Below are 25,284 nucleotides of genomic sequence, written 5' to 3'. Positions count from 1 at the left end.
GCGTTAGAAAAGTAAGAGGGAGCAGTGCTCCCTTTATTTTTTTAATTTATAAGTTTTTTTGAATCATTTATCTGAACTAAATTTAGCTGTAGCTACTAATTTTTCGGTAGATATTTTTAACAAAACCATCAATTTGATACGTTGAAAGTTTTAACTCACGGACCATCTGCTCTTGAGTCGCGCTATGGCTGATCATATCTAAAATTTGGTATTCAGCTGGATTCAGACTGAGCTGTTTAGGTGCTGCATTTTGCGGACTAAAAGTTTCACTCAATAAAAATTTAGCAAAACTTGGATGCAATGCAGCGCCACCTCTTAAAATAGTTTTCAATTGGTTGTAGGTGTCTTCCAACGGTTGTTGAATCAACATATAGGCGGTTGCACCTAACTGAATGGCATGCAAGGTTAAATCTGTAGATTGTTCATTGACTAAAATGATGAGATTACTCGAAGGATAAATCTTTTTGATTTTATGGATGAAAGAGATATCAGACTGCTGAGTGATCACAAAAAAAATTAAATTGGGTAATTGATTGAAAATTTGTTGTTCTGCATCTGCTAAGTTTTCTGTAAATGTGATGAGATCTTCAGGATAACCGAGATTTTCTAAGATGTTAAACAGCACTGTTTTTGAAGTCATTGATTGATGATCAATGATCAAAACAGGCACTGGTAATAAAAATTCACTCATCATACATTTCGCTCATTTATTATTTTTAATCAAATTGCATTTCCATAATGTGCATGAAATTGAATTAGAAAAATATACCTAGAAGTAGTGATTTATATATCAAAGTATAATTAAGTTATTGTAAAATAATGAAAATTAAGTTATGTATGTTTTTTTGTCTTTTTCATTATGTTGAATGCAAAGATTTATAGTTTTTTCGTTTTTAATTTTATAATATCTGGTTAAATAATAGTCAAGGTTGGGTGTGGATTGAAAAAGCAATAATTTAAATATGAAAGCTGTATTTTAACAACTGATAAATTGAACTGTTTATGTTGTGAGTTAATATTGATTTATTGCTTAGTTATTTTAAATATAAATATTAATAAATTTTCAAAATAATGTGATTTATTTCTCATCTATGTTTATTTTATAGCACAAAAATACTATTATAAAAAAAGCCGTTTGAAAATGAATCAGACATACTTTATCTAAAATACCTGAAACTAGTGATTTTAACGAAAGTTATATTTTACTAAGATGTATTTATCTTCTTACTTATCTGGCTAGTGTGAAGATATTGTTGAGGCGATGAATTGAGATATACATCAAGTCATATATTACCTTATCAGGCTACCTATTTGGGTTAGCCTTTTCTTTTTTCTAGAGAATGTATTTTTCATTTTCAATTTTAAACTCATCTCAATATTATTACTTCTGCATTATTCATTTCTGCCAAATAAAAAAGAGAGCACAGGGCTCTCTTTAATTTTCAAACTGATTAATTAGTGCAGATTGTTAGTGATTTTCTGCAAGATTTGAAGCAATACATCAAATTCACTTTGAAGCGGTGTACTCTTACGTGTTACCAATGCCAATGTGCGTGTAGGACTTGCTTCAATTTCTTTCACAGCCAAATCTTCATTGGCTTTGATCATATTGGTATAAACTGCAATTTCAGGCAATAAGGTAAAGCCTAAATCTGCGGAAACCATTTCAACCAAAGTTGGCAATGAGCTTGCTTTTAAACGATGGTCATTTTTACGTTCACCAATCGGACAAGCACTCAAAGCATGATCACGTAAGCAATGGCCTTCTTCAAGCAACATTAAACGAGATAAATCTAAGTCGTCTAGAGATTTCGCTTGAGCTGCATTTTGGTCAGCTTTGTTGTACACCAAGAACAATTTTTCTTTGTTTACTTCTGCAACTTTCAAGCTACGTGTATCGAAAGGAAGAGCAAGTAATACGACATCTAGATTACCGTGCTCAAGTTTCTCAACAATTTTTTCACTTTGTGCTTCATGTAAGTGCAATTGAATTTTTGGTAATTGCTTATGCACTTCTTCTAATAATGGCGCAAGTAAGAACGGCGCAATAGTAGGAATGACCCCTAGATGTAAATCACCCGTTAGAGGTTCGCTCATTTCACGACTTAAACGCATTAGGTCTTGCGCATCTGCCAATAGAACTCGGGCTCGTCCGACAACTTGTTCGCCAAGAGGAGTTAAACGCACGTTTTGACGGTCGCGTTCTACCAATACGCCACCTAGTAAACGCTCAAGTTCCATGATCCCGCCAGACAAAGTAGACTGGGTGACAAAAGAACGACGCGCAGCTTCAGTAAAGTGTAGCGTTTCTGACAGTGTTACTAGATATGACAGCTGTCTTAAGGATGGTAATGCAGCCATAGTGTCCTAATTTATGATTTAAAGTGATCAGCAAACAAACCGCTAAGATATGGAATAAAATGCGGTGGGATATCATGCCCCATTCCATCAATTAATTCAAATTTAGCACCTGAAATAGCCTTTGCAACGGCCTTACCATGGCTTGGCGGCAGCAAACGGTCACGAGCTCCATGAACCACAATGGTTTTATGCTGAATTTGTTTATCCAACTGCAGCAGGGAACCTGTACATAATATTGCTAAAAACTGTTGAAGTACACCCGCTGGGTAATAACTCCGCTTATAGAGTTTACGTGCAGTTTGTATCGCTTCAAGCTGATTAATATAGCCTGGAGAGCCTATAATATTAAAAACTTTCAGGCTATGGTTAATAATGCCATCTTCATCGTTAGATTCAGGTTTTTCAATTAGACTAAATAATTGCTTTGGAAATGGCGGTGGAAGTAAGGGGTGGATGTTACTGGTAAACAGTAAGCTTAAGTTGTGAACTTTGTCTGGATAGCGTGCTGCCACGATTTGAGCAATCATGCCGCCCATCGAAGCACCTAAAATATGGACTTTATCAAGTCCCATACGATCAATTAACAGTGCAACATCGTCTGCCATATCGTATAGATCATAGGGCGCACCTTGATTTTCTAGACCTAAGGCAAAACGTCCCATCAATTTAAAGGTGTTAAGACGTGGGCCTGGGCTACGAATTTTACTCGACAAACCAATATCACGATTATCAAAGCGAATAACTCGGTAACCTTGATCTATTAGGGACTTACAAAAGAAATCGGGCCAATACAACATTTGTGCGCCGAGTCCCATAATCAATAAGATTGTAGGATCTTCAGGATGACCACCCACTTCGACATGAAGTTCAATGCCATTGCCTAACTCTACGCGAGTTTCATGCATAAAAGAGGCATAAGGTGAAATATTAAACTGAAGGGCACTATTCATTGTTATTTTCCTTTAAAAAGGACGTCTATTATTATCAGGACGTCCTTGTATTTAAACCTTAAACTGAAGCAGGAATCAAGTCCGGAACCTGCTTAGTCAAAGTTAAGCGTTGCTTCCCAGCAGTTGCACCGAGCAGTACAAATCCACGTAATACGCCATCTTGATCGATCGCACGAGCAATCATGCCATCTTCAAGTTCTTCTGTTTCCCATTGGGTTTCTACATCAATTGGTGCAGGAAGGACAGTTAAAGGTGCAGCAGGTGTTTTAACAGCTACAGGCATGGCAGGATAATGCACTGCGGTATGTTCGCCATTGAGGGTTTTTGCCAAAGCACGCGCTTGTTGCATGATTGGCATCACGTATGGCAGAAGGGTACCATTGACTTCAGCACAGTCACCGACAGCATAGATATCTGCCAAGTTGGTTTCTAAGCTTTTATTGGTTAATACGCCACGACTGGTGTGAATGCCGGCTTGTTTTGCCAAGTTAATCTCAGGTTGTAAGCCAATCGCAGACAACACAACATCTGCCACTAAGCTTTGACCATTGGCAAGGCTCACTTGATAGTCACCATTTTCAATACGTGAGACTTTTTCAACAGTCGTACCTAAAACGAATTGAATGCCCGTTTCTTCTAAATTGCTTTGGAATTTAGCGGCGACATGAGACGGCAGGAGGCGACCTAAAGGTTGCGGTGCTAAATCGACCACCGATACTTTGGCCCCAGTATTTTGGAGGTCATTGGCAAATTCGCAGCCAATCAAACCTGCTCCTAAAATTACCACACGTTTATCTTCACGTGCTGCAAGCTGTTTACGGAAAGCTTTGTAGTGATCTAAATTGTTGACGACGTGAATGTCTTCACTGCCATCACCCGAAATAGCTAAGCGAATTGGATTTGCGCCGACTGCTAAAACGAGTTTTGAATATAGTTGTGTTTGAGTTCCATTTTGGCTTTCAATAGTAAGCTCATGTTTTGCTGCATCAATGGATTTAACCCAACTCTTATTGATGATTTGCATATTGAGTTGAGCCGACATTTTTTCGGCATCCCCTAGAGGGATTTGCTCAGGAGTTTTATTACCAACGAGCGCATTGGATAATGTCGGTTTAGCGTAGTTAATGGCATCATCCGCACAGATCATAATAAGTTCTAGTTCAGTATTTAACTTTCGAAATTCACGTGCAACGGCATATCCCGCCATACCAGAACCAATAATGACAATAGGGTGCATACTCAACTCCAAACACATTTCATATTTTTTAAAGACAAAAAAAAGACCATAACAATGATGGTCTTAGATTCTATTTATTAGATTTCAACCATTTCAAAATCTACTTTTGAGACGCCACAGTCTGGGCAAGTCCAATCATCTGGGATATCTTCCCATTTCGTTCCTGCCACGATACCGTCTTGTGGCCACCCTTCTGCTTCGTCATAAATCCATCCACAAACGATGCACTGATACTTTTTCATTCCATTCTCCAAAAACTGACACAAAATTAAGTCAGTAAATACTTCATAACTGTATAAGTTTATACCTTAAGGTTAATTAGCCTTATACAGTAGACTCTTATGTTAAATTTTTACGCAGTTCTAACGATAAAGTAAAGTGGCTAAGAGTTTAATGAGTGAAATTAAAAGCAGAATGGCAGTGAGGGACAATAAATATCATCAAAACCCAGATCTGGGAAAAATTGTCTGACAATATTTATGCCTATTGAAAGCTATATTGGAATTCATTTCCGTGAATTGGGTTCTAAATACCGCTTTTTCTATCTTCATAGACTAAAGTCTTGCAGAAAAAATCTCTAAAATCTTTTATTTTATGATTAGGAAAATATATATTTGATATTTTTTGAATAAATACAATATTAATAATCAATAGCTTATGTGAATTCACTGTATTTTAAATATGCATTTTGGAGGGTTGTTAGCTGTTCTTTTCTCTCAAATCGCGTTAAAATTCACACATTCCTTCCTTAATTTATTTTCTCCTATTATGAGTAATTCTACTGCTGCGGCATTGTGGTCTAACATTCGTACTGTCCAAGATTTTCCAAAACCAGGAATTTGTTTCTTTGACCTTACGCCGTTATTTATGAATAACATCGAATCGTTAACTGATGCCCTAATTGCAAGTATTCCAGCTGAGCAATTGGCAGAAGTAGATAGCTTTATTGCAGTTGAAGCGCGTGGTTTTGTTTTGGCAAGCTTACTTGCTCAGCGTACAGGCAAAGGTTTGGTGTTGGTACGTAAAGCCGGAAAATTACCACCACCTGTTGTCGGTGTTGGTTATAGCCTTGAATACGGTTTAGATCGTCTTGAAATGTCGGCTGAAATCGAATCACAAAAAGTAATTATTGTGGATGACGTATTGGCGACGGGCGGTACGCTTCGTGCAGTGAAACAATTGGCTGAAAAATGTAAACACCAAGTTTTAGGCGCAAGCATTTTCTTAGATTTGCCTGACTTGCATAAAGATTTAGGTTTAAATATCTGGTCTGTTTTAGATGATAAAACACGTCCTGAAGCAGATGCTGCCTAAGCGTCAGGTTTAAAATGTAAAAAGCCTTGTCTACGACAAGGCTTTTTTATGTCTGATAAAACGACGTTGCTGCTTATGATTAATCTTATGATTTATTTTTTTAAGTAATTTAATTCGAGATGTTGGATTAAATCATTAATATTTTCAGGGCATTGTAGACGATGGTGTCCGCCATCCATCACTTGAACCTGCATATAGTCTTCGAGTTGTTTTTCTGCCTCATACATATCCAAGATTTCATCGCCACGTTCGATATATGCAATTTGTGGAATATCGTTATCCAAATCTATTTCATTAATTGCAGGGTAGTCGTCACGAAAGTCTGGATGCAGACTCGGATTGGCAATTACACACGGAATACGATGAAACAGCGACATTTTTAATGCCCAATATGCCCCGAGACTATGCCCGACGATGATATCGGGCTTAATGGTTTCAATACTCTCGTGGTAAAAATCCGCAACAGTTTGAAAATTTAAGTTGCGATAGTCCACTTCAATGCAGAATTTTTGTTTTGCATTGATGGCATGGAACTTCGTAGATTCACGGGAAGAATCCAATCCATGTAAAAACAGAATTTTCGATAAGCAGGAAGTCATTGTTTTTCTACACACTGTTTTAAAACATTTTTGGATGTGTTGAATATTTTATTTTTCAACAATTTTATGACTTCATTGTAGAGAGAATTGTCAAAAAGAGAATTTAGCTTTTGGTCTAATTTATAGGCATTTAAAAGACTTTAGTCTTAAAGAAAATAGATTAAAAGGTTGAATTAAGTTATTGGTATTTATTTTAATGTATTGATAGTTATAAGTATTTTTAAAAGCTTTTAGTTATCATTTGATATCGTTAAAATGTAGGTTTTCGAGCTTGAGTATTTAATTTTTTATCTACTGCATATTTGTAAGGTATGTTTTATGTCTACCTGAAGTTATAACGATTAAAACATCTTACTTCGATAAATTTCTACTTATTAAAAAAATGCGCGCATTGCTTACTGCTCAATTCAAAGGAAATCTGCTATGCTATGCAACTTCCGTTTTTTAACTATTTGAGACAGAGATGACGCAACATAACGCTCAATCGACTTCTGAACAAGCCATTTCCGAAAACGATTTAATTGCACAGCGTCATGCCAAGTTAGAGCACATCAAAGAGCACGCCAAGGAAACAGGTGTTAGCCCGTGGCCTAACACATTTAAGCGTGAACACTATGCACAAGACCTACAAGATCAATTCGCTGAAAAATCAAAAGAAGAAATTGAAGCAGGCGAAAAGGTTTATGTAAAAGTTGCTGGTCGTGTGATGTTGAACCGTGGTTCATTCATCGTAATCCAAGATATGACTGGTCGTATCCAGCTTTATGTACCACGTAAAGAGTTGGATGCTGATGTTCTTGCAACAATTAAAGCACTCGATTTGGGCGATATTATTGCCATTAAAGGTTATATTGGTCGTTCTGGTAAAGGTGACCTTTATGTTCATATTGAACATTTTGAGCTTTTAACCAAATCACTCCGTCCACTTCCAGACAAATTCCATGGTTTGACTGATACTGAAGTTAAATACCGTAAGCGTTATTTAGACCTCATCATGAACGAAGAAACACGTAAAACTTTTGAAATTCGTGCAAAAGTGGTGTCAGGTATTCGTTCATATTTGAGCAATGAGCGTTTCATGGAAGTTGAAACACCAATGATGCATGTGATTCCGGGGGGTGCGTCTGCGCGTCCATTCGAAACTCACCACAACGCATTGGATATGCCTTTATTCTTGCGTATTGCGCCTGAACTTTACTTAAAACGTTTGGTCGTTGGTGGTTTTGAGCGTGTGTTCGAAATTAACCGTAATTTCCGTAACGAGGGTGTATCAACACGTCATAATCCAGAATTCACCATGATTGAATTCTACCAAGCATATGCAGACTACAAAGACCTGATGGCTTTGACAGAAAATATGCTTGAAAAATTGGCCATCGACATCTTAGGTTCGACTGATGTGCCTTATGGTGATGAAGTGTATAGTTTCAAAGGTCCATTCAAGAAAATTTCGATGTTTGATGCGATTCTTGAACACAACCCAACATTCACCGCTGAAAATGTATCTGACCGTGAGTTTCTTGCAAACTTCGTTAAAAATGAACTGAAAGAGCAAGTAAAACCTGGTTTTGGTTTAGGCAAACTTCAAACCATCGTATTTGAAGAAACTGTTGAAACAAAACTTCGTCAACCGACATTCATCACAGAATATCCAGCGGAAACTTCACCATTGGCACGTCGTAATGATGAAAATCCACATATTACGGACCGTTTTGAATTCTTCATCGGTGGTCGTGAATTGGCAAATGGTTTCTCAGAGTTAAATGATCCGATTGACCAAGCTGAACGTTTCCAAGCCCAAGTTGCTGAAAAAGATGCGGGTGACGATGAAGCAATGCATTACGATGCAGACTTCATTGAAGCATTGGAATACGGTTTACCTCCTACAGCGGGTGAGGGGATTGGTATTGACCGTTTGGTGATGTTATTTGCGAATGCTGCAAGTATTCGTGAAGTGATCTTATTCCCTCATATGCGTCATAAAAACTAATTTAGTTTTTGAAATAAAAAACCGCTTAATGCGGGTTTTTTATTGTTTCAATAGAAAAATTTAAAATATTTACATTAATTTTTAGACAAAAAATACGCAATGATTGGGGTGTTCATTGCGTATAACAACGAATCTGTTTTCACAGGTTCGGTAAAGGAGAAATGTTATGAATTTAGGTATTCCTAAAACATAAATAGATAATAGAGTGAACGGTCAGTCATTTCATTGGTGTTCACGTTAAGTGATGTTACCTAACGTTAAAACTAAGGAGATTTTGTGAATACCTTCACAAAAAGTGCTTGTAAAAAAGCCTTTCATAATGGAAAGGCTTAATTTTACGGAATTTTTTAAATTTAGAAGTGGAAAACACCCAGTCCAGATTTAATTTCATCTAACGTTTGTTGGGTAATATCACGGCATTTATCTGTACCGGTTTTTAAAATATCCATGATGTAGTCAGGGTCTTTTTGCAATTCTAAACGGCGTTCACGGATCGGACCGATGAGCTCTTTTAGCACGCCTTCAAGACGCTTTTTCACAGTACCATCGCCTAAGCCACCACGACGATAATGTTCTTTCAGCTCTGCAATAGCTTCTTTATCAGGGTCAAATGCATCGAGGTAAGTAAATACGACGTTACCTTCAACTTGACCTGGATCTTCAATACGTAAATGATTTGGATCGGTATACATTGCATTAACAGCTTTCTTGATATCTTTATCAGTCGCGTCAAGCACAATAGTATTGCCCAAAGATTTAGACATTTTTGCTTTACCGTCAAAACCTGGCAAGCGGCCGACATTAGAGAGTAAAGCTTTACATTCAGGAAGTACGTCACGGCCAATTTGACGATTTAAACGACGAACAATTTCATTGGTTTGTTCAATCATTGGAATTTGGTCTTCGCCCACTGGAACGACAGATGCTTTAAATGCTGTAATATCGGCAGCTTGAGCCACTGGATAGCATAAGAAACCTGCAGGAATGTCACGCTCAAATCCACGCATTTGAATCTCAGATTTGATGGTTGGATTACGCTCTAAGCGAGAAACCGTCACAAAGTTCAAATATAACATGGTCAATTCATTCAATGCTGGTAAGCATGATTGAACGCAAATCGTGGTTTTGGTTGGGTCAATTCCTACAGCAAGATAATCGGTTGCGACTTCAATAATATTGCGACGAACTTTTTCGAAGTTATCGGCATTATCAGTTAAGGCTTGAGCATCAGCTAAAAGAAGATGTTGATGATGCGAATCTTGTAAACCTACACGTGAACGTAAAGAACCTACAAAATGACCTAAATGTAATTGTCCAGTCGGACGGTCGCCAGTCAAAATCACTGGACGATTATCTTGAGTACTCATTATCTGTTCCAAAGTGGTAGTCAAAGCTACGGTTGATTTTCAAAGAATGTCACCATTGTACGGCATTCTATTTTTGATTGTTACTGACACAGCACAATTGACTGAAAAATGGGTGAATATTTTGTTAATTATTAAAAAACTAAATACAATTTTAGCGGTAAATAGAATTAGAATATTAAAAAATGCCTAAAGGATAAAAATAATGGCGAGTAGCTTATTAATCTTACTGGATGATATTGCAACTGTGCTGGATGACGTTGCTGTCATGAGTAAGATGGCAGCCAAAAAAACAGCAGGTGTCCTTGGAGATGATTTAGCACTGAATGCGCAACAAGTCAGTGGTGTACGTTCGGATCGTGAACTTCCAGTTGTTTGGTCTGTGGCCAAAGGTTCTTTTGTTAATAAATTAATTTTGGTTCCGGCTGCTTTATTGATCAGTGTGGTTGCACCTTGGCTGATTACACCACTATTGATGATTGGTGGTTTGTTCTTATGCTATGAGGGCGTGGAAAAAGTTCTGCATAGTTTGCATCATAAAAAAGCCAAAACAGAAGAAGTTGCTCGTGAAGAGATGACTCATATTGAAACGGATTTGGTGACTTTTGAGAAAGAAAAAGTCAAAGGCGCCATCCGGACCGATTTTATTTTATCTGCTGAAATTGTGGTGATTTCATTAGGTACGGTTGCAACTGCGGCATTTGGGACCAAGGTCATGGTACTTTCGGTGATTGCAATATTAATGACCGTTGGTGTCTATGGTTTTGTCGCGATGATTGTCAAAATTGATGACTTAGGGCTTTATCTCACTCAACAAGCATCACAATTTAAAAAGACCGTTGGACAAGGTTTGTTAGCATTTGCACCTAAGTTGATGAAGACATTGACCATTGTTGGTACGATTGCCATGTTTTTAGTGGGTGGTGGCATCATTACCCATGGTGTGCCTTTGCTACACCATTTTATTGAAGGCTCTGTAGATTATGCAGAACATATTCCTACAGTTGGCAGTATTGTGGGTGCATTAACACCGACTTTAATCAATTTAGTGACAGGTTTTATTGCAGGTTTAATCGTGCTGTGCGTCGTATCTTTAATTCAAAAGGTATGGCCAAAGTCGCAAAAGGATTAATCTGTAAACGCACGGATATCAACTATTTTATATAAGGAAGATCACTATGCGCTGGAAAGGTCGAAGAGTTAGTTCAAACGTAGAAGACCGTCGCGGTGGTGGCGGTGCAAAAGCGGGTGGTATCAGTATTCTCGGTTTGGTTGTGGCATTTGTTGCGTGGAAATTTTTTGGGGTAGACCCGCAGCAAGCATATCAGGCGACCAAACAAGTGACTTCACAGGGTCAAACGGCTGAAGTCAAAGGTCTGGATAATCCAACACCTGAACAACAAGAAGCGATGGATTTTGTTGGAACGGTTTTGGCTGATACGGAAGATACATGGACTAAAGTCTTCCAAGAACAGTTAAATGCCCAGTATAAACCGCCTAAGTTGGTTATGTTTAATGGTGTGGTCAACTCGGGTTGTGGTACAGCACAAGCTGCAATGGGGCCGTTTTATTGCCCAGCAGATCAGAAGGTCTATATTGATACCGCATTCTTTAAAGATATGCGTACGCAAATGGGCATTACGGGTGAACAAAATCAAACAGAATTGAGTCGCCAAGATCAGGCGGGTGATTTTGCGCAAGCCTATGTGGTTGCCCATGAAGTTGGACATCATATCCAAACGATTTTAGGCATTTCTGAGCAAGTCCAGCAGGCCCGTGCGCAAGCATCTAAAGCTGAGGGTAATCGTTATTCGGTTATGCAAGAACTGCAAGCAGACTGCTTTGCGGGTATTTGGGCGCATCATAATCAACAGCGTACCCAATTTTTAGAGCAGGGTGATGTAGAAGAAGCGATGGACGCTGCACATAAGATTGGTGATGACTATTTACAGAAAAGTGCAACAGGGCAAGTGGTCCCAGATAGCTTCACGCACGGCACTAGTGAACAACGTATGAAATGGTTCCAGACAGGGTTGAAATCAGGCAATATCAATAGCTGTGATACCTTTAGTCAAGCCATTTAAAACAAAAAGAGGATGCAAAACATCCTCTTTTTTTCATTGAAAAATAGATTGAAGCTTATTTGTTGAGAAATGATTTGAAGTTTCGAACAATACGATAGCTGACATACAATGCGGCAAATGCAAATAAAGCTACGCCAAAAACAGTATATTTAAGGCCTGAAATATCGTTTTGATAGAACTGTTTTAATTGGGCATCGCTATAGCGTAATTGTTGTTTTTGTCCAGTGCGGCTATTGGTGAAACTCACATTTTGGATATATTGAAATTGTCCGATTTTTAGCAAATCGAGGTGTTGAATTTGTCGGGTGTGTTGCTGATTAAATTCATCGAGACAAATATCTTGTGCATAGTTTTCACAATTCATTTTGGCAAGATAACCATTATTCGCCAGCATGATAAAAATCGCACGATCGGGTGATTCATTATTGGAGACCAAAACCAATTGTTCTTTGGGCGTTGAATCCAGTGAGATGGTTTTTGCCTGACTAAAATAGTGCTCAGCACGTAAAATTTCCTGTGACTTGCTATAGCAAGTGAGGAGGAGGGCCGCCGTAATGATAAAGATCACCGCAGCAAAAAAGAGTCGAAAAACAGTTTTAATAGTCTGATGCATAGGAGAAATCATGTAGATGATGAAAATGCATAAAATCTATGCAGGCTTGCTATGTTAAATGATCTTGATAAAAGATGTGAAAAAAACTGAATTTATACACGGTATTTAGATAAAATTCGTTAGAATATTTTATTTTTAAATACCAAATAATTTAGTATTTATTTTTAAAATACCTATATCTCACTCTGTAGGCGACACAGCACCAAAATTGGGAACGAAATGGGAAATTATTTTTTTCTACAGGTTTTTACCGTTATTTTTGCACTTTCGATTGCAACCACGATTTTTAATAAACGTATCTTGGGCTTTCCACAAGCCATAGGTGTTCCCATTGTTTCTGCAATTTTTGTCTTTATTTTGCAATGGGGCGCAAGTTTGCTCAATGGCAATCAATTTGTGACGATTAATTTACACAATATTGAAGAGGCAGTTCGTCATATCGACTTTTATGACTTTTTAATTAATGGCGTGATTTGTTTTATTTTGACCTCATCTGCCTTGAAATTTAAAGTTTCCGATTTACGTTTGCATTGGAAGCCGATCAGTATTTTGGCCAGTATTGCCTTGGTGCTTTGTGCGGTGTTTTTTGGTGTTGCTTTATATGGTTATCAGTTCTTAATTGGTCATCATGTTGATTTATTGGTGTTGTTATTATTAGGCGCTGCTTTAGGTGCGACTGACCCAATTGGGGTTAAAGGTGTATTAAGTTCTGTACGTGCGCCACATCATTTGATGGTGAAATTAGAAGGCGAATCGCTCTTTAATGATGCCATGTGTATTGCCGTGTTTATGACCTTACTCAATGTTTTGCAAGGTGAACATTTTACCGTCATTGGTACGCTTGAAACACTGTTATATGAAATTGTTGTCGCAGTCATCATTGGTTGGGCATTTGGTTTAGGAATATTACGTTTACTCCGTGGTAAACATGAAATGGAATCCTTAATTTTAACCACAGCGTTGTTGGCAAGTGGTTCTTATCTAGTCGCTTTATTCGCACATGCATCTGCACCAATCGCATGTGTTATTGGTGGTTTGATCGTTGGGAATAAATGGAAAGAAATTCTTCAAGAGCGAGAAATCAGGGAAGTGAATCATTTCTGGCATACCGTGGAAGGAATCATCAATTCCTTTTTATTTACCCTGATCGGTCTTGAGTTATTTATCTTAGATTTAAGTCTTAGCTTGATTTTAGGCGGCATGGTGGCGTTTATTATTTTGCATGCATCGCGCTTTGCAGCAAACTATTTATCTTTCGCATTTTTCCCGAGTTTCCGTAAAAAAAGCTATAACGGTAGTCTTGCGATTTTATCCTGGGGTGGGGTTCGTGGAGGCATTTCATTGGCTTTGATCCTCGCTGTTGCCAATATTCCTGAACTCAGTGAATACAGTAGTATTTTGATTGGATATACATTTATTGCGGTATTAATGTCGGGGCTCGTGTGTGGTCTAGGTTTACCTGCTGTGATGAATGCTTTTTATTACAATCCGAATGAAGAAACCAAAGGCTTCAAAGGTTGGTACCAAAGAATGTGCCATAAAATGAATAAAAAGGGCTTCCAATATATTGTGGGTGAAGATATCCATGGTAATGAAACCATTACGGTTTATAACCCAGAAGCGCTAATAGATACCAAAGCGGATGATGGTGTTGCTGCGGTGCATAACCCAGAAAAAGTACAAGAAGTTCGTCGTTTGGAGAACCCCGAAAACTTCTAAAACTGTTTTGTTTGACTTAAAAAAGGAAATGCTTGAGCATTTCCTTTTTTTATTTATAGTTATGTTTCATCATGGTACATCAAAATGGGGGGGAATTATGACTGGTCATTCATTGGTGTTATTGTGACTTACATCACATAAATAAGTGTTTGTTATTACTTGCATAAAGATGGATCTAAAATCTAAATGTATTGATAAAAATATTAAAATATTCAAACAATTATGCAAAAAAATACACAAAGCATGATATAACGCACACAATTAAAAAAATTGGTTTTAATGATTTGTAATTAAAGAAATTATTAATCACCAATAACTCATTACAAAACCAAAAAAACATAAAAACGGCCCTAATGTAAATAAATGAGGTTTTACCTATGTCGTAAATTTCTGTCATTTCTAAAGAAAGTCATAAAGTTTTGTATCAAGTTGAATCCAATCAAGTTGGGCTTATCAAAAATTCTGTCATCGTAGTCAAAATCCGGAAAGAGGATGTTACTTCAATTACAAAGAATGGTGCTGACGTAATAATCACCTTAAAAAAATGGGGAAGTGATTACTGTACAAAACTATTTTAGTGAGGCGACACCAGACAATAGTTTGGTATTTGAGGGTGAAGACGGTACATGGTATTGGGCAAAATTTACAACAGCCAATGGTGATATTGAGGATGTTATTCAGTATCAACTTTTAGAAGAAATTAAACTGCTGCTTTATAACGATTCATTGACGGATGTAATTTTACCCTGAATTGCGGGAGCAGATGGTGCTGGTTTATTGGGTGCAGCTATTGTTGGTGAATCTGATTATTCTGGTGGTTCTAAGGATACGATTAAACCTGACGCGTCTAAAGATGTGGTGATCACCGATGATGGTGAGCACGTCACAGGTGAAGGTGAGCCGGGTACAACGGTAGAAGTAAAAGATCAAGATGGCAAAGTCATTGGCGCAGGCACAGTGGATTTATCAGGGAATTTTGATGTTGAATTTAAAAATTAATTAACCAATGGTGAAACCATTGAAGTCACTGTGACAGATAAAGTAGGCAATGATCAATTCACCACCAAAGCGGGCATTGATACAGTTATTCATAAAGTATTGGATCAAGCCGATGCTACGGGCGGTAATGGGGATGATACTTGGAATGACTTTAATGCGTCTGAAAGCGATAAAGTGAATATCAGAGCCTTGTTACAAGGTCAAAATGTCAATCAGTCGAATATTGATCAGTTTGTTTCGGTGAAAGCGGATGGCAAGGGCAACACTGTGATCAGCATTGATCGTGATGGAACAGGGTCTAAATTTGGCGATAAAGTTGAATTACTCACTTTGAAAAATACCGATGTGACTTTACAAGATCTAATCGATCACAACCAATTACTGTACTAATCTGTCAAAATTAAGTATTAATCAAAGAGGACCTTCGGGTTCTCTTTTTTTATGCGGCTCAAAGGAGATCAGATGAAGCAGTGTGATGAATTGGCAATGCAAATTTTGTCGGTCATTCAATTGATACCGCAGGCGAAGATTGCCACTTACGGACAAATTGCCAAATTAGCGGGTTTACCGAAGCATGCACGACTGGTTGGCTATGTACTAAAGCATCTAGATGCAACATCAACGATCCCATGGCATCGGGTGGTGAATGCTCAGGGAAAAATCAGCACGCAGCGTTGCAATGAAAAAGGCGAAAATATCCAGCAATTGAAATTGACAGCCGAAAATGTCTTTGTAGTGAATGGACGCATCTCATTGAAACAATATCAATGGATACCTTAAAAAATCCTTGCCTTAAACATAGAATTATAATTTTATAATTGATGAAGTAGTCAATAAAAAGCCCTCTAGGATCAGAAGGCTTTTTATTTCACGCTATAAATCTAATGGCTTATTTGCGTACAACCAAAACAGGAATGTCTGAAGCACCTAGTACGCTTTGAGCTACGCTGCCCAAGAAGAATTTTTTGATCCCTGTACGGCCATGTGAACCAATAATAATCAAGTCCGCATGTGTTTCTTCTGCAGCTTTAACCAGTTCAGTATGCACCACTTGACCTTCAAGTAAGCGAGTTTCAACAGTGACACCTTCAGTTGAAAATTTCGCTTTTGCTTCTTCAAGTGTATTTAAAATCGATGCACGAGCACGTTCAATTAAATCATTGGTTTGCGCTGCTGAAATATACTCTGCAGCAATATATGGATCGAGCGTCAGTACTTGAACCACAGTAATTTTACTGCCAAAAGTTTTTGCAAACTCGACAGCTTTAGCCACCGCAGCATAAGAAGTTTCTGAACCGTCCACTGGAACTAAAATATTATTTAAAGCCATCTTATTTCTCCTTATCTGATCAATTGAATTTGGATGGAAAAACCTGAAAAAAAGCGCTATTTACATTGATCATAGTTTCATCATACGCTTTTTTATTTAGGAATAAAACCAAGTAAATTCATAAGGATATTGCAAAATTCGCAATAAAAATATTGCAAAAATATGGACTTGTTTTCACCTCGCTTAGCGATAGCAAAAATGCTCAATAATGTAAGCAGCTATGTCTAGATTGTAAGACAATTTGGTGCAGAAAAAATTGAGCTTTGATAATTTCATTTAACAGCGGACATGGTTTTAATCACACCGTTTCTCTTGCTCTGTCAGGTTAATATGCAACGCTTGTTGCTCAAGCAAGCTTAATTTATGCAACGCATCTTCAGGAAAAATCTGTTTTTGTAGCCGTTGAATCTGTCGAGCGGATAAATACTAATTGGCACAATACATTGCAGCTTCATTGGCGCGAGCAACACTGACTAATTTCTCCTGATCATTGAAGTCGAGACGAATGATAGGCTGCTGTGCTCGGCTAAGTTGAGCCATGCTGCGCTTTTGTTGCATGCTCAATAAAGGCTGTTTATTAATCCAAGTCGCCACATCACGTCGCACACCATTATAGTCAACAAAAATTGGGGAGACGATTTGGCAGCCCGTCAGTGTCATAACGGTTAGGCTAAGGGTCAGACAGATTTTTTTTATCGAATTGAATTGCATGATAAAACTCTAATTTTTAATCAAAAAATATAGTAATTAGGGCTAAAAATAGCATGATTTGCTTAAATAGTAACATCTTGAACTTTGCTTGTTTAAACTCTGAACAATTGCAAACAAAAATGCTTGACGATAATGTATGAAATCTAGATAATGCCACCACAGTTTACGGCTATGTAGCTCAGTTGGTTAGAGCACCGCACTCATAATGCGGGGGTCACAAGTTCAAGTCTCGTCATAGCCACCATTTTTATAGACCAAGCTCTCAGCTTGGTCTCTTTTTTTGTGCCTAGAAAAAGTCAAATAGATTCAGATAATTACAGCACTAATAAAATGATCTATTTACGATGTTAATGTAGAAATAAAAGAGAACTCAAATCTTTGATGTTATGAATTGATGTCCTAACTTTTGAAATACACATCTCAATTATTTTTTATTCTTACTGCTGCGTATTTTGCGCCTATAAAAAAGCCCAGTTCTATAACTGGGCTTTTTTTAATTTGAATCGAGTAATTAGATACCCGGTTTCCAACCATTCACGATTGGGTAGCGTCGTTCACGGCTAAATGCACGTGAGCTAATACGTGGACCAATCGCGCCTTGGCGACGTTTGTATTCGTTTAGATCAACCAAACGGATGACTTTTTTCACGACTTCAGCATCAAAACCTTTGGCAATGATGTCATCTTGGCTCATGTCTTCTTCGATATACGCATACAAGATGGCATCCAATACTTCATATTCAGGTAATGAGTCTTGGTCTTTCTGATCTGGACGAAGTTCCGCAGAAGGTGGACGAGTAATTACACGTTCAGGGATCACTGGTGTTTCTGAAATGCTGTTACGGTATTTTGCTAGTTCAAATACAATCGTTTTATAAACGTCTTTAAGAACTGCAAAGCCACCGACCATGTCACCGTACAATGTACAGTAACCAACAGATAATTCAGACTTGTTCCCTGTAGAAAGGACTAAATTGCCAAACTTGTTCGATAAGGCCATTAGCAACGTACCACGAGAACGCGCTTGTAGGTTTTCTTCAGTCGCGTCAGTCGGTGCAGCGCCAAAGAAAGGGAATAAGGTTTGCATAAAGCCATTCACAATTGGATTGATTTCGGCAATACCAAAAGTTACGCCCATATTCTTGGCTTGTTCAGCCGCATCTTCAACACTGATTTGTGCAGTATAAGTATATGGCATCATGACCGCTTGAACTTTATCTGCGCCAATCGCATCGGCAGCAATCGCTAAAGTTAATGCTGAGTCAATACCACCAGATAGACCTAAAATCACACCTGGGAAGCCTGAACGTTGTACGTAGTCACGTGTTGCGATCACAAGGCTTTGGTAGATTTCAGCCATGGTATTTAATACAGGCGTGATTGCACCTGTTTTAAAGGCTTTTTGTTCAGCATCGTATTCTGCGATATATAGATCTTCAACAAAACTCGGTGCTTGCAATGCAACTTCACCTGAATTGTTCATCACAAAGCTTGTACCATCAAAGACAAGGTCGTCTTGACCGCCCACTTGGTTGCAGTAAACCAGATTGATGTTCAATTGTTTGGTCAATGCAGCCATGGTTTCAATGCGATGCTGTGGTTTACCAACTTCATAAGGTGAAGCATTCAACACCAAAGCGGTTTCAACATTTAACTGAGCAAGCTGTTGAACAGTTGGTAATGCCCAAACATCTTCGCAAATCAACACACCAAACTTATGACCTAAATATTCAAAGACAAGGTGTTGATGACCCTCACTGAAATAACGTTTTTCATCAAAAACGCTATAGTTTGGAAGATTTTGTTTATTGTAAATCCCGAGAACTTGACCATTTTTCATGACAGCAGCAGAGTTATAGCGCTGACCATCTTCAGTTTGATTCACAAAACCAAAGACTAAAACGATGTCCTTAACGTTCGCCAATTGTTCAAAAGCTTGCTGTGTACGTTTATTTAAACTTGGACGTAATAATAAATCTTCAGCAGGATAACCAACTGTAGAAAGTTCAGGAAAAACAATAATATCTGCGTTCTGTTCTTTTGCAGCATTGGCTTGTTGAAGCATTTTTGCTGCGTTTGATTCTAGATTACCAATATGCGGAGAGAACTGAGCAAGTGCAATTTTAAAACTATTCATTCCAACTAAATCCTATTCCTATAGGTGAATACACTTAACACACTGATTTGTATTATTGTGATTATTCAGCGAGTGTATTTAGATACGAAAAATACTGCCGAAAGGCGAAAACAAAACACCATCATCGTATGATAATTCACTTGTTTTGATGCAAAGCAAAAAAATAAGGTGAACCTATTTTATCTGAATTTAAGCGAGATACTAGAGGTATTCATAGCTTTTAAAAGCCTAGCTGAGCTTATGTGCCATAAAGTAAATATTAATGCTGTTTTTTTGTACTTAAAATAGCGTCAATGGCCGAGCACTAGTGTGAAATAGAATGATCAGGCGATATTCAATTTTATCCATAAATATTCGTCAAAGAGCATGGAAGCTTTACAGCTCAATTTGATGAACAAGTTCTGGATATAAAATAATATTTTTAATTCGCTTTAAATAGATGTCACGAGCAATGTCACCTTGTTGCTCAATGTTGTAGTCAAAAAATGCTTTGTGTGGTTTGAGGGTATAGCGGTAAGGATTATATTTTTTAAAACTGAAGAAATACGCCATCTGTAAAACAGCACCCCGACCCAAAACATTGATCTGCTGCTGGTATTGATAAATATGGGTCATTTCACTTATAAGTTATAAAAAATGGACATAGAGATATTAAGGGGTTATGGAAATTATTTTCTAAATATAGTCCATTGTTTTCCTTCAAAAAATGGACAACTAATTTTTAGTCGTGTTGCATTTTGTTACAAATCAAGGTTCACAAATATAGGGCTCACAAATATAGAGAGTCATAAAGGGAATATCTTTCAGACAGTATTAAGAACGTCACTGTATGACGCTTTGTGTTTTTCCTAGCTAGTAACGCTATAAATGAGAAGAGTATTCTAAATCTCACTAAGATAGTGCAATCAATATTTCATAGATGATCTACTGCATAAAAATAATTCTTGACATTAAGTTAAAAGCACTCCAATATTTAAGTTATGTGGAATGCATAGCTGTTCTACTGTGTAATTTTAGTGATGACAGGTGGCCGCCTGTCATCAAATTCAAAACCAATAACGCGACTAAACATTAGGAGTTAAGAACAAATGAAAGTATATCAGATCAATTATGACCTGCGTAAACAACGTAACTATGAAGAGCTTAATAAAAAAATTAAGGCTTATGGGACATGGTGTCGACCATTAAAATCTTGTTGGATTATTGCTTCTGATAAATCTGCTATGCAGATTTTGAATGATCTACGACAGGCGCTAGATAATGATGATGGTTTATTAGTGACTCGTTTGCAACGAGATGCGGCTTGGGTAAATTTGGATTCAGATAAAGACAAATCAATGACTGATTGGCTAAAGAAATATGTTGGTAACGCATCTTAAGTGGACTGAGCCAAGGATGGCTCACTCTCTTTCAGAGTAAATATTTATGTCAAAGTTAAAGAGATTCATAAAACTTAGCGATCTTGCAGAAATTCGAACGGGTTTTACATTCCGTGAAAAGGTTGAAGAAGTCGAGTCAGGTAATGCCTATGTATTGCAGATCAAAGATATTCGTAACATTGCAACGGATACATGTGGGTATACGCTTTTTGCTGATGTCTTACCACAAATTGATTGGCAAGGTAAAGATAATGCCATCGTATCGCCTGAGTCTGTATTGTTGCCCTGTCGTGGAGAGTATCTCAAGGCACATTATTTTGTAGGCCATCTAGATCAATCAAAAGCACTTCCACTCATTGTGAGTAGCCAGTTTTTGATTCTAATGCCAAATCAAAATGTACTGCCTGAATACTTATGCTGGTACTTGAATCAACCTCATGTGCAATACGAGTTACGTAAAGAAAGTCAGGGTTCTAAGATGCCGATGCTTAGCGTATCAACAGTCAACCAGTTTGAGGTTGAAGTCCCTAGCTTGGACATTCAGCAACGCATAATCGAATTAAACCGTCTTTGGGAGCAAGAGCAGATCTTGACCCAACAATTACTTAAAAATCGTGAACAAATGATGATGGGCATGTTTAAACAACTGCTTCAAGGAAACAAATAATGGTTACTCAAATTAATCAAGATACAGTCAATAAAGCCCTTTGGTCGGCATGTGATGTATTCCGTGGCACAGTGAGTGCTGATACCTATAAAGACTATATTTTGACGATGTTGTTCTTAAAGTACATTTCGGATGTATGGCAAGATCACTACGACAATTATAAAAATGAATATGGTGATGAGCCTGAACTGATTGAAGAAATGATGAAAAACGAGCGTTTTGTCCTGCCTCGTGAATCTAATTTCTATACCTTGCATGAGCGTCGCTTTGAGCCGGGCAATGGTGAACGTATTGATATGGCTTTACATGCGCTTGAAGAAGCTAATGGTACAAAGCTCAAAGATGTAGGAAAAAGTGTCTTCCAAGATATCTCTTTTAATACCGATAAATTGGGTGAAGAAAAGCAAAAAAATACCATTCTAAAAGATCTTTTAGAAGTGTTTGCTGTACCTGAGTTGGATCTTAAACCAAGCCGTGTCGGTTCACTTGATGTGATTGGCAACGGTTATGAATTTTTGATTAAAAACTTTGCTGCAAGTGGTGGTCAAAAGGCAGGTGAATTCTATACGCCACCTGAAGTATCGGACTTAATTGCTGAGTTACTTGATCCGCAAAAAGGTGACAGCATTTGTGACCCTGCCTGTGGTTCTGGCTCACTGTTAATGAAGTGTGGTCGTAAAGTTGTATCAAATCACAACAGCAAAGAATATGCGCTTTATGGGCAAGAAGCGATTGGTTCAACGTGGTCATTAGCCAAAATGAACATGTTCTTGCATGGCGAAGACAACCACAAAATTGAGTGGGGCGATACCATTCGTAATCCAAAATTATTGGATAAAAATGGCGACTTGATGTTGTTTGATATTGTGACAGCAAACCCGCCATTCTCATTAGATAAATGGGGTTATGAGCAAGCTGAGAATGATAAGTTTGATCGTTTCCGTCGTGGTTTACCACCAAAGACCAAAGGTGATTATGCCTTTATCTCTCACATGATTGAGACGCTAAAACCTGTTACGGGTCGTATGGGCGTTGTGGTTCCACATGGCGTGTTATTCCGTGGCTCATCTGAAGGTAAGATTCGTGAGAAGTTGATTAACGAAAACTTATTAGATGCGGTGATTGGTTTACCTGAAAAGCTGTTCTACGGTACGGGTATTCCTGCTGCGATTTTAATTTTCAAAAAGCAAAAGTCTGATGATTCGGTTTTATTTATTGATGCAAGCCGTGAGTTTAAGTCAGGTAAAAATCAAAACAACTTAACAGAAGAGAATATTGCCAAGATTATTGCAACCTATCGTGCTCGTGAAAGTGTAGATAAATATGCGTATTTGGCGACTTTGCAGGAAGTGAAAGACAACGATTACAACCTGAATATTCCTCGTTATGTGGATACCTTTGAAGAAGAAGCTGAGATTGATTTGGTAGCTGTACGTGCTGAGCGTGAGCAGTTAAAGACTCAACTTGCTGAGCTTGAAGTGCAAATGGCGAAGTATTTAGAGGAGCTAGGTTATGTCAATTAATAAAATAACGCCTTTAGATACTTTTGTTAGTAATGATGCTCCTATTTGTTATGGCATTTTGAAGCCGGGTGATCACTATGAAGGTGGAATTCCTGTAATTAAAGTAAAGAATATTATAGGCGGCGTAATTCTAGAAGATGATTTACTCAAGACTACGCCTGAAATTCATGCACAATATAAGCGAGCCGAAGTAAAAGAAGGCGATATTTTATTGACGATACGCGGCACTACAGGACGTGTTGCGATTGTGCCTAACTCATTAAATGGTGCAAATATAACGCAAGATACGGCAAGAATTAGAGTTTCATCAAATGATGATTCACTTTATATATTTTATGCGTTGCAATCATTTAATGTTCAGCAACAAATTACTTTGAATACAGTCGGCCAAGCTGTCAAAGGTATTAATATTGCTGAAGTTAAAAAGTTAAAAATTTATCATCCAATTCTAGATGAACAAAAGGCAATCGCCCAAATCCTTTCAACTTGGGACCAAGCGATTTCGGCTACTGAAAAACTGCTTGAAAATAGCCAACAGCAGAAAAAAGCATTGATGCAACAATTGTTGACGGGTAAGAAGCGGCTATTGGATGAGAGTGGAGCACAATTTGATGGAGAGTGGAAGCTTGTTAAAGTTTCTAATCTACTAAAAGTTCGTAAAGAAAGACAAGTTCCAACAGCTGAGGTTCCTTTATTTTCTCTGACAATTGAAAATGGTATTACACCAAAGTCGGATCGATATAATCGTGAATTTTTGGTTAAGAATACTGAAGAGAAAAAATATAAAGTTGTGAGACCGAAAGATATTGTTTACAACCCTGCAAATTTAAGGTGGGGGGCAATTAATTTTAGTCGTTTAAACCATTCTGTAGTTGTTTCTCCTATTTATGAAGTTTTATATGTCTCAGAAAAAGACAAGGTATCTCTTGAGTTTATAGCACAAAAGTTAATGACTAAAGATCAAATTAATCGTTTTGCAGCAATGGTTGAAGGAACTCTAGTTGAAAGAATGGCGGTTAAAATTGAACCATTTTTAGCAACAAAGCTGAGTATCCCACCATCTTTAAAAGAGCAACAAGCTATTGCTATTGTTCTTTCTAAAGCTGATCAACAAATTGAATTGCTGCAGAAAAAACTTGATTGCTTAAAGCAAGAGAAAAAAGCACTCATGCAACAACTTTTGACAGGTAAAAAACGTGTCAAGGTGGCTGCCTAATGATGCAAATAACACCTAGCTATTACCGCATTATGGCGGGTGCGAAGTCTGTATTTGCTCAAGAGTTTCTAGAGGGCGGCTTTATTGCCGCCAACTGGAACATTGACCAAGACTTAACACATGACTTACCTGATGATTGGCGTGAGTTTAATCACCGTTTTATTCCTGTCTATCTTGAAGCCTTACCTGATAAAACCAAAATTTCGGCAGGCTTAGCCTGTGGCATGTTACACACCATCTGCAAAGGGATTAAACAGGGTGACATTATCCTTACACCTCGTGGGGATGGTCATTATCTCGTGGGCAAAGTCATTTCAGACTATTACTACGTGCCTTCTGGTGAATTAAGCCATCGCAGAAAAGTTGAATGGTTTGAACAAACTTTACCTAGAGAATTGATGTCCCAAGAGTTAAAGAACTCGTCAGGCTCGGTAGGTACGGTTTGTAATATCACCAAGTATGCAGAAGAGCTTAAAACGCTTATTGATGGTAAAGAAACAGTTGAGCATCTCGAACCTGATGAAGTACTCGAAGACTCAACCGCTTTTGCTTTAGAAAAGCATTTAGAGCATTTCTTGGTGGAGAACTGGTCTAAAACTGAGTTGGGTGAAACATACGACATTTATACCGAAGAAGATCAATTGGTCGGTCAGCAGTATCCTTCAGATACAGGACCTATCGACATTTTGGCAATCAGTAAGGATAAAAAGACGTTGCTTGTTGTTGAACTTAAACGTGGTCGTGCAAGTGATCGTGTTGTGGGGCAAATTCAGCGTTATATGGGCTATGTCAAAGATGAATTGGCTGAGGCGGATCAGCAAGTTAAGGGTGTCATCATCGCACTAGAAGATGACTTAAGAATTTGTCGTGCTTTGAGTGTGGCTCAGAATATTGAGTTTTATCGTTATCAGCTGAGTTTTAAGCTGCTTAAGCACTAGATTTGCTTAAAATTAAAGGGGGATTTTTTGAAAAAGTATTTGAAATTTAATATGTTGGTGCTATTTTTTGATTTTCTTTATAAAGAAAATGTAACACCACAAATACGTATATTCTTATTGAATTTACAAAAGCATCTTGCAATTTCGGCTATG

The 25,284-nt window shown here is 37.8% G+C and carries 26 protein-coding genes, 1 tRNA gene and 1 pseudogene; 16 read left to right on the top strand and 12 right to left on the bottom strand.

The features are described from left to right. Positions 1-82: 82 nt before the first annotated feature. The 5 genes from AVJ20_RS05385 to rubA all read right to left on the bottom strand — a co-directional run bounded on the left by AVJ20_RS05385 (position 83) and on the right by rubA (position 4,790). A complete protein-coding gene (locus tag AVJ20_RS05385) occupies positions 83-694 on the bottom strand; it encodes a response regulator transcription factor (protein WP_111884434.1) in 612 nt (203 codons plus the stop codon). Between the two features lie 761 nt (positions 695-1,455). Next, complete coding sequence (gene oxyR, locus AVJ20_RS05380) at positions 1,456-2,361, bottom strand: LysR family transcriptional regulator OxyR (protein WP_111884433.1); 906 nt, start codon at positions 2,359-2,361, stop codon at positions 1,456-1,458. Positions 2,362-2,372: 11 nt separating this feature from the next. Next, positions 2,373-3,311, bottom strand: coding sequence for an esterase EstB (gene estB, locus AVJ20_RS05375; RefSeq protein ID WP_111884432.1), 939 nt, complete (start codon positions 3,309-3,311; stop codon positions 2,373-2,375). Positions 3,312-3,369: 58 nt separating this feature from the next. Beyond that, complete coding sequence (locus AVJ20_RS05370) at positions 3,370-4,548, bottom strand: NAD(P)/FAD-dependent oxidoreductase (protein WP_111884431.1); 1,179 nt, start codon at positions 4,546-4,548, stop codon at positions 3,370-3,372. Positions 4,549-4,625: 77 nt separating this feature from the next. Continuing rightward, complete coding sequence (rubA, locus tag AVJ20_RS05365; protein WP_005179369.1) at positions 4,626-4,790, bottom strand: rubredoxin RubA; 165 nt, start codon at positions 4,788-4,790, stop codon at positions 4,626-4,628. Positions 4,791-5,316: 526 nt separating this feature from the next. On the opposite strand from rubA, the gene AVJ20_RS05360 reads away from it, so the two are divergent. Next, positions 5,317-5,862 (top strand): adenine phosphoribosyltransferase, encoded by a 546-nt coding sequence (locus AVJ20_RS05360; protein ID WP_078189930.1) that lies wholly within the window; start codon positions 5,317-5,319, stop codon positions 5,860-5,862. Positions 5,863-5,954: 92 nt separating this feature from the next. Here AVJ20_RS05360 and AVJ20_RS05355 read toward each other — a convergent pair whose 3' ends face one another. Continuing rightward, positions 5,955-6,461, bottom strand: a complete 507-nt coding sequence (locus AVJ20_RS05355; RefSeq protein WP_111884430.1) for a YqiA/YcfP family alpha/beta fold hydrolase — start codon at positions 6,459-6,461, stop codon at positions 5,955-5,957. Between the two features lie 463 nt (positions 6,462-6,924). Here AVJ20_RS05355 and lysS point away from each other — a divergent pair, with 463 nt between their 5' ends. Continuing rightward, on the top strand, positions 6,925-8,451 hold the full coding sequence (gene lysS, locus AVJ20_RS05350; RefSeq protein WP_111884429.1) for a lysine--tRNA ligase: 1,527 nt from the start codon (positions 6,925-6,927) through the stop codon (positions 8,449-8,451). A 353-nt stretch (positions 8,452-8,804) separates the two neighbouring features. On the opposite strand, the gene trpS is transcribed toward lysS, so the two are convergent. After that, positions 8,805-9,818 carry a tryptophan--tRNA ligase gene (trpS, locus tag AVJ20_RS05345; protein WP_111884428.1) on the bottom strand — a complete coding sequence of 338 codons (1,014 nt, stop codon included), beginning with the start codon at positions 9,816-9,818 and terminating at the stop codon, positions 8,805-8,807. Positions 9,819-10,020: 202 nt separating this feature from the next. On the opposite strand from trpS, the gene AVJ20_RS05340 reads away from it, so the two are divergent. Beyond that, on the top strand, positions 10,021-10,947 hold the full coding sequence (locus tag AVJ20_RS05340; RefSeq protein ID WP_111884427.1) for a DUF808 domain-containing protein: 927 nt from the start codon (positions 10,021-10,023) through the stop codon (positions 10,945-10,947). 46 nt (positions 10,948-10,993) lie between these two features. Then, positions 10,994-11,899, top strand: coding sequence for a neutral zinc metallopeptidase (locus AVJ20_RS05335; RefSeq protein WP_111884426.1), 906 nt, complete (start codon positions 10,994-10,996; stop codon positions 11,897-11,899). Between the two features lie 55 nt (positions 11,900-11,954). Here AVJ20_RS05335 and AVJ20_RS05330 read toward each other — a convergent pair whose 3' ends face one another. Further along, on the bottom strand, positions 11,955-12,512 hold the full coding sequence (locus AVJ20_RS05330; protein WP_111884454.1) for a hypothetical protein: 558 nt from the start codon (positions 12,510-12,512) through the stop codon (positions 11,955-11,957). A gap of 219 nt (positions 12,513-12,731) precedes the next feature. Here AVJ20_RS05330 and AVJ20_RS05325 point away from each other — a divergent pair, with 219 nt between their 5' ends. From AVJ20_RS05325 to AVJ20_RS05305, 6 genes are all read left to right on the top strand, one after another. Continuing rightward, on the top strand, positions 12,732-14,231 hold the full coding sequence (locus tag AVJ20_RS05325; protein ID WP_111884425.1) for a cation:proton antiporter: 1,500 nt from the start codon (positions 12,732-12,734) through the stop codon (positions 14,229-14,231). A gap of 386 nt (positions 14,232-14,617) precedes the next feature. Continuing rightward, positions 14,618-14,809 (top strand): BapA prefix-like domain-containing protein, encoded by a 192-nt coding sequence (locus AVJ20_RS18985; RefSeq protein ID WP_416240539.1) that lies wholly within the window; start codon positions 14,618-14,620, stop codon positions 14,807-14,809. Then, complete coding sequence (locus tag AVJ20_RS05320) at positions 14,784-14,981, top strand: BapA/Bap/LapF family prefix-like domain-containing protein (protein ID WP_111884424.1); 198 nt, start codon at positions 14,784-14,786, stop codon at positions 14,979-14,981. The genes AVJ20_RS18985 and AVJ20_RS05320 overlap by 26 nt, the downstream gene beginning before the upstream one ends. Before the next feature lie 27 nt (positions 14,982-15,008). Next, a complete protein-coding gene (locus AVJ20_RS05315) occupies positions 15,009-15,230 on the top strand; it encodes an Ig-like domain-containing protein (protein ID WP_111884423.1) in 222 nt (73 codons plus the stop codon). A gap of 30 nt (positions 15,231-15,260) precedes the next feature. After that, the gene (locus tag AVJ20_RS05310) at positions 15,261-15,620 is read left to right on the top strand and encodes a type I secretion C-terminal target domain-containing protein (protein ID WP_162689733.1); all 360 of its coding nucleotides are present in this window, start codon (positions 15,261-15,263) and stop codon (positions 15,618-15,620) included. A gap of 72 nt (positions 15,621-15,692) precedes the next feature. Then, positions 15,693-16,010, top strand: a complete 318-nt coding sequence (locus AVJ20_RS05305) for an MGMT family protein (protein ID WP_111884421.1) — start codon at positions 15,693-15,695, stop codon at positions 16,008-16,010. Positions 16,011-16,119: 109 nt separating this feature from the next. On the opposite strand, the gene AVJ20_RS05300 is transcribed toward AVJ20_RS05305, so the two are convergent. Together AVJ20_RS05300 and AVJ20_RS05295 are read right to left on the bottom strand one after the other, a co-directional pair. Continuing rightward, on the bottom strand, positions 16,120-16,560 hold the full coding sequence (locus tag AVJ20_RS05300) for a universal stress protein (protein ID WP_078189919.1): 441 nt from the start codon (positions 16,558-16,560) through the stop codon (positions 16,120-16,122). Between the two features lie 426 nt (positions 16,561-16,986). Continuing rightward, positions 16,987-17,271, bottom strand: a complete 285-nt coding sequence (locus AVJ20_RS05295; RefSeq protein ID WP_162689732.1) for a hypothetical protein — start codon at positions 17,269-17,271, stop codon at positions 16,987-16,989. 167 nt (positions 17,272-17,438) lie between these two features. On the opposite strand from AVJ20_RS05295, the gene AVJ20_RS05290 reads away from it, so the two are divergent. Further along, positions 17,439-17,515, top strand: a tRNA-Met gene (locus AVJ20_RS05290). Between the two features lie 267 nt (positions 17,516-17,782). Here AVJ20_RS05290 and AVJ20_RS05285 read toward each other — a convergent pair. Together AVJ20_RS05285 and AVJ20_RS05280 are read right to left on the bottom strand one after the other, a co-directional pair. Then, on the bottom strand, positions 17,783-19,408 hold the full coding sequence (locus AVJ20_RS05285) for an NAD+ synthase (protein ID WP_111884419.1): 1,626 nt from the start codon (positions 19,406-19,408) through the stop codon (positions 17,783-17,785). A gap of 375 nt (positions 19,409-19,783) precedes the next feature. Beyond that, positions 19,784-20,032 (bottom strand): annotated as a pseudogene (locus tag AVJ20_RS05280) (hypothetical protein); the annotation flags it as partial. A 464-nt stretch (positions 20,033-20,496) separates the two neighbouring features. Here AVJ20_RS05280 and AVJ20_RS05275 point away from each other — a divergent pair. The 5 genes from AVJ20_RS05275 to AVJ20_RS05255 are packed head-to-tail and all read left to right on the top strand — an operon-like array spanning position 20,497 to position 25,131. After that, the gene (locus AVJ20_RS05275; RefSeq protein WP_111884418.1) at positions 20,497-20,787 is read left to right on the top strand and encodes a hypothetical protein; all 291 of its coding nucleotides are present in this window, start codon (positions 20,497-20,499) and stop codon (positions 20,785-20,787) included. Between the two features lie 46 nt (positions 20,788-20,833). Further along, the gene (locus AVJ20_RS05270; protein ID WP_111884417.1) at positions 20,834-21,454 is read left to right on the top strand and encodes a restriction endonuclease subunit S; all 621 of its coding nucleotides are present in this window, start codon (positions 20,834-20,836) and stop codon (positions 21,452-21,454) included. Then, entirely contained in the window at positions 21,454-22,977 is a 1,524-nt protein-coding gene (locus AVJ20_RS05265; protein ID WP_111884416.1) for a type I restriction-modification system subunit M, read from the top strand. The genes AVJ20_RS05270 and AVJ20_RS05265 overlap by 1 nt, the downstream gene beginning before the upstream one ends. Further along, positions 22,967-24,193, top strand: a complete 1,227-nt coding sequence (locus AVJ20_RS05260) for a restriction endonuclease subunit S (RefSeq protein WP_213066182.1) — start codon at positions 22,967-22,969, stop codon at positions 24,191-24,193. The genes AVJ20_RS05265 and AVJ20_RS05260 overlap by 11 nt, the downstream gene beginning before the upstream one ends. Beyond that, positions 24,193-25,131 carry an endonuclease NucS domain-containing protein gene (locus tag AVJ20_RS05255; RefSeq protein WP_111884415.1) on the top strand — a complete coding sequence of 313 codons (939 nt, stop codon included), beginning with the start codon at positions 24,193-24,195 and terminating at the stop codon, positions 25,129-25,131. Before AVJ20_RS05260 ends, AVJ20_RS05255 begins: the two co-directional genes overlap by 1 nt. Positions 25,132-25,284 lie beyond the last annotated feature (153 nt).

Origin of the sequence: Acinetobacter sp. CFCC 11171 (assembly GCF_003268405.1) — a bacterium.
Classification (GTDB): domain Bacteria; phylum Pseudomonadota; class Gammaproteobacteria; order Pseudomonadales; family Moraxellaceae; genus Acinetobacter; species Acinetobacter amyesii.
This window is presented reverse-complemented; position numbering and strand designations above follow the sequence as displayed.

Coding starts and splice junctions, on each gene's coding strand:
- AVJ20_RS05385 (WP_111884434.1), bottom strand. CDS start 694: ATGATGAGTGAATTTTTATTACCAGTGCCTGTTTTGATCATTGATCAT.
- oxyR (WP_111884433.1), bottom strand. CDS start 2,361: ATGGCTGCATTACCATCCTTAAGACAGCTGTCATATCTAGTAACACTG.
- estB (WP_111884432.1), bottom strand. CDS start 3,311: ATGAATAGTGCCCTTCAGTTTAATATTTCACCTTATGCCTCTTTTATG.
- AVJ20_RS05370 (WP_111884431.1), bottom strand. CDS start 4,548: ATGCACCCTATTGTCATTATTGGTTCTGGTATGGCGGGATATGCCGTT.
- rubA (WP_005179369.1), bottom strand. CDS start 4,790: ATGAAAAAGTATCAGTGCATCGTTTGTGGATGGATTTATGACGAAGCA.
- AVJ20_RS05360 (WP_078189930.1), top strand. CDS start 5,317: ATGAGTAATTCTACTGCTGCGGCATTGTGGTCTAACATTCGTACTGTC.
- AVJ20_RS05355 (WP_111884430.1), bottom strand. CDS start 6,461: ATGACTTCCTGCTTATCGAAAATTCTGTTTTTACATGGATTGGATTCT.
- lysS (WP_111884429.1), top strand. CDS start 6,925: ATGACGCAACATAACGCTCAATCGACTTCTGAACAAGCCATTTCCGAA.
- trpS (WP_111884428.1), bottom strand. CDS start 9,818: ATGAGTACTCAAGATAATCGTCCAGTGATTTTGACTGGCGACCGTCCG.
- AVJ20_RS05340 (WP_111884427.1), top strand. CDS start 10,021: ATGGCGAGTAGCTTATTAATCTTACTGGATGATATTGCAACTGTGCTG.
- AVJ20_RS05335 (WP_111884426.1), top strand. CDS start 10,994: ATGCGCTGGAAAGGTCGAAGAGTTAGTTCAAACGTAGAAGACCGTCGC.
- AVJ20_RS05330 (WP_111884454.1), bottom strand. CDS start 12,512: ATGCATCAGACTATTAAAACTGTTTTTCGACTCTTTTTTGCTGCGGTG.
- AVJ20_RS05325 (WP_111884425.1), top strand. CDS start 12,732: ATGGGAAATTATTTTTTTCTACAGGTTTTTACCGTTATTTTTGCACTT.
- AVJ20_RS05305 (WP_111884421.1), top strand. CDS start 15,693: ATGAAGCAGTGTGATGAATTGGCAATGCAAATTTTGTCGGTCATTCAA.
- AVJ20_RS05300 (WP_078189919.1), bottom strand. CDS start 16,560: ATGGCTTTAAATAATATTTTAGTTCCAGTGGACGGTTCAGAAACTTCT.
- AVJ20_RS05295 (WP_162689732.1), bottom strand. CDS start 17,271: ATGCAATTCAATTCGATAAAAAAAATCTGTCTGACCCTTAGCCTAACC.
- AVJ20_RS05285 (WP_111884419.1), bottom strand. CDS start 19,408: ATGAATAGTTTTAAAATTGCACTTGCTCAGTTCTCTCCGCATATTGGT.
- AVJ20_RS05275 (WP_111884418.1), top strand. CDS start 20,497: ATGAAAGTATATCAGATCAATTATGACCTGCGTAAACAACGTAACTAT.
- AVJ20_RS05270 (WP_111884417.1), top strand. CDS start 20,834: ATGTCAAAGTTAAAGAGATTCATAAAACTTAGCGATCTTGCAGAAATT.
- AVJ20_RS05265 (WP_111884416.1), top strand. CDS start 21,454: ATGGTTACTCAAATTAATCAAGATACAGTCAATAAAGCCCTTTGGTCG.
- AVJ20_RS05260 (WP_213066182.1), top strand. CDS start 22,967: ATGTCAATTAATAAAATAACGCCTTTAGATACTTTTGTTAGTAATGAT.
- AVJ20_RS05255 (WP_111884415.1), top strand. CDS start 24,193: ATGATGCAAATAACACCTAGCTATTACCGCATTATGGCGGGTGCGAAG.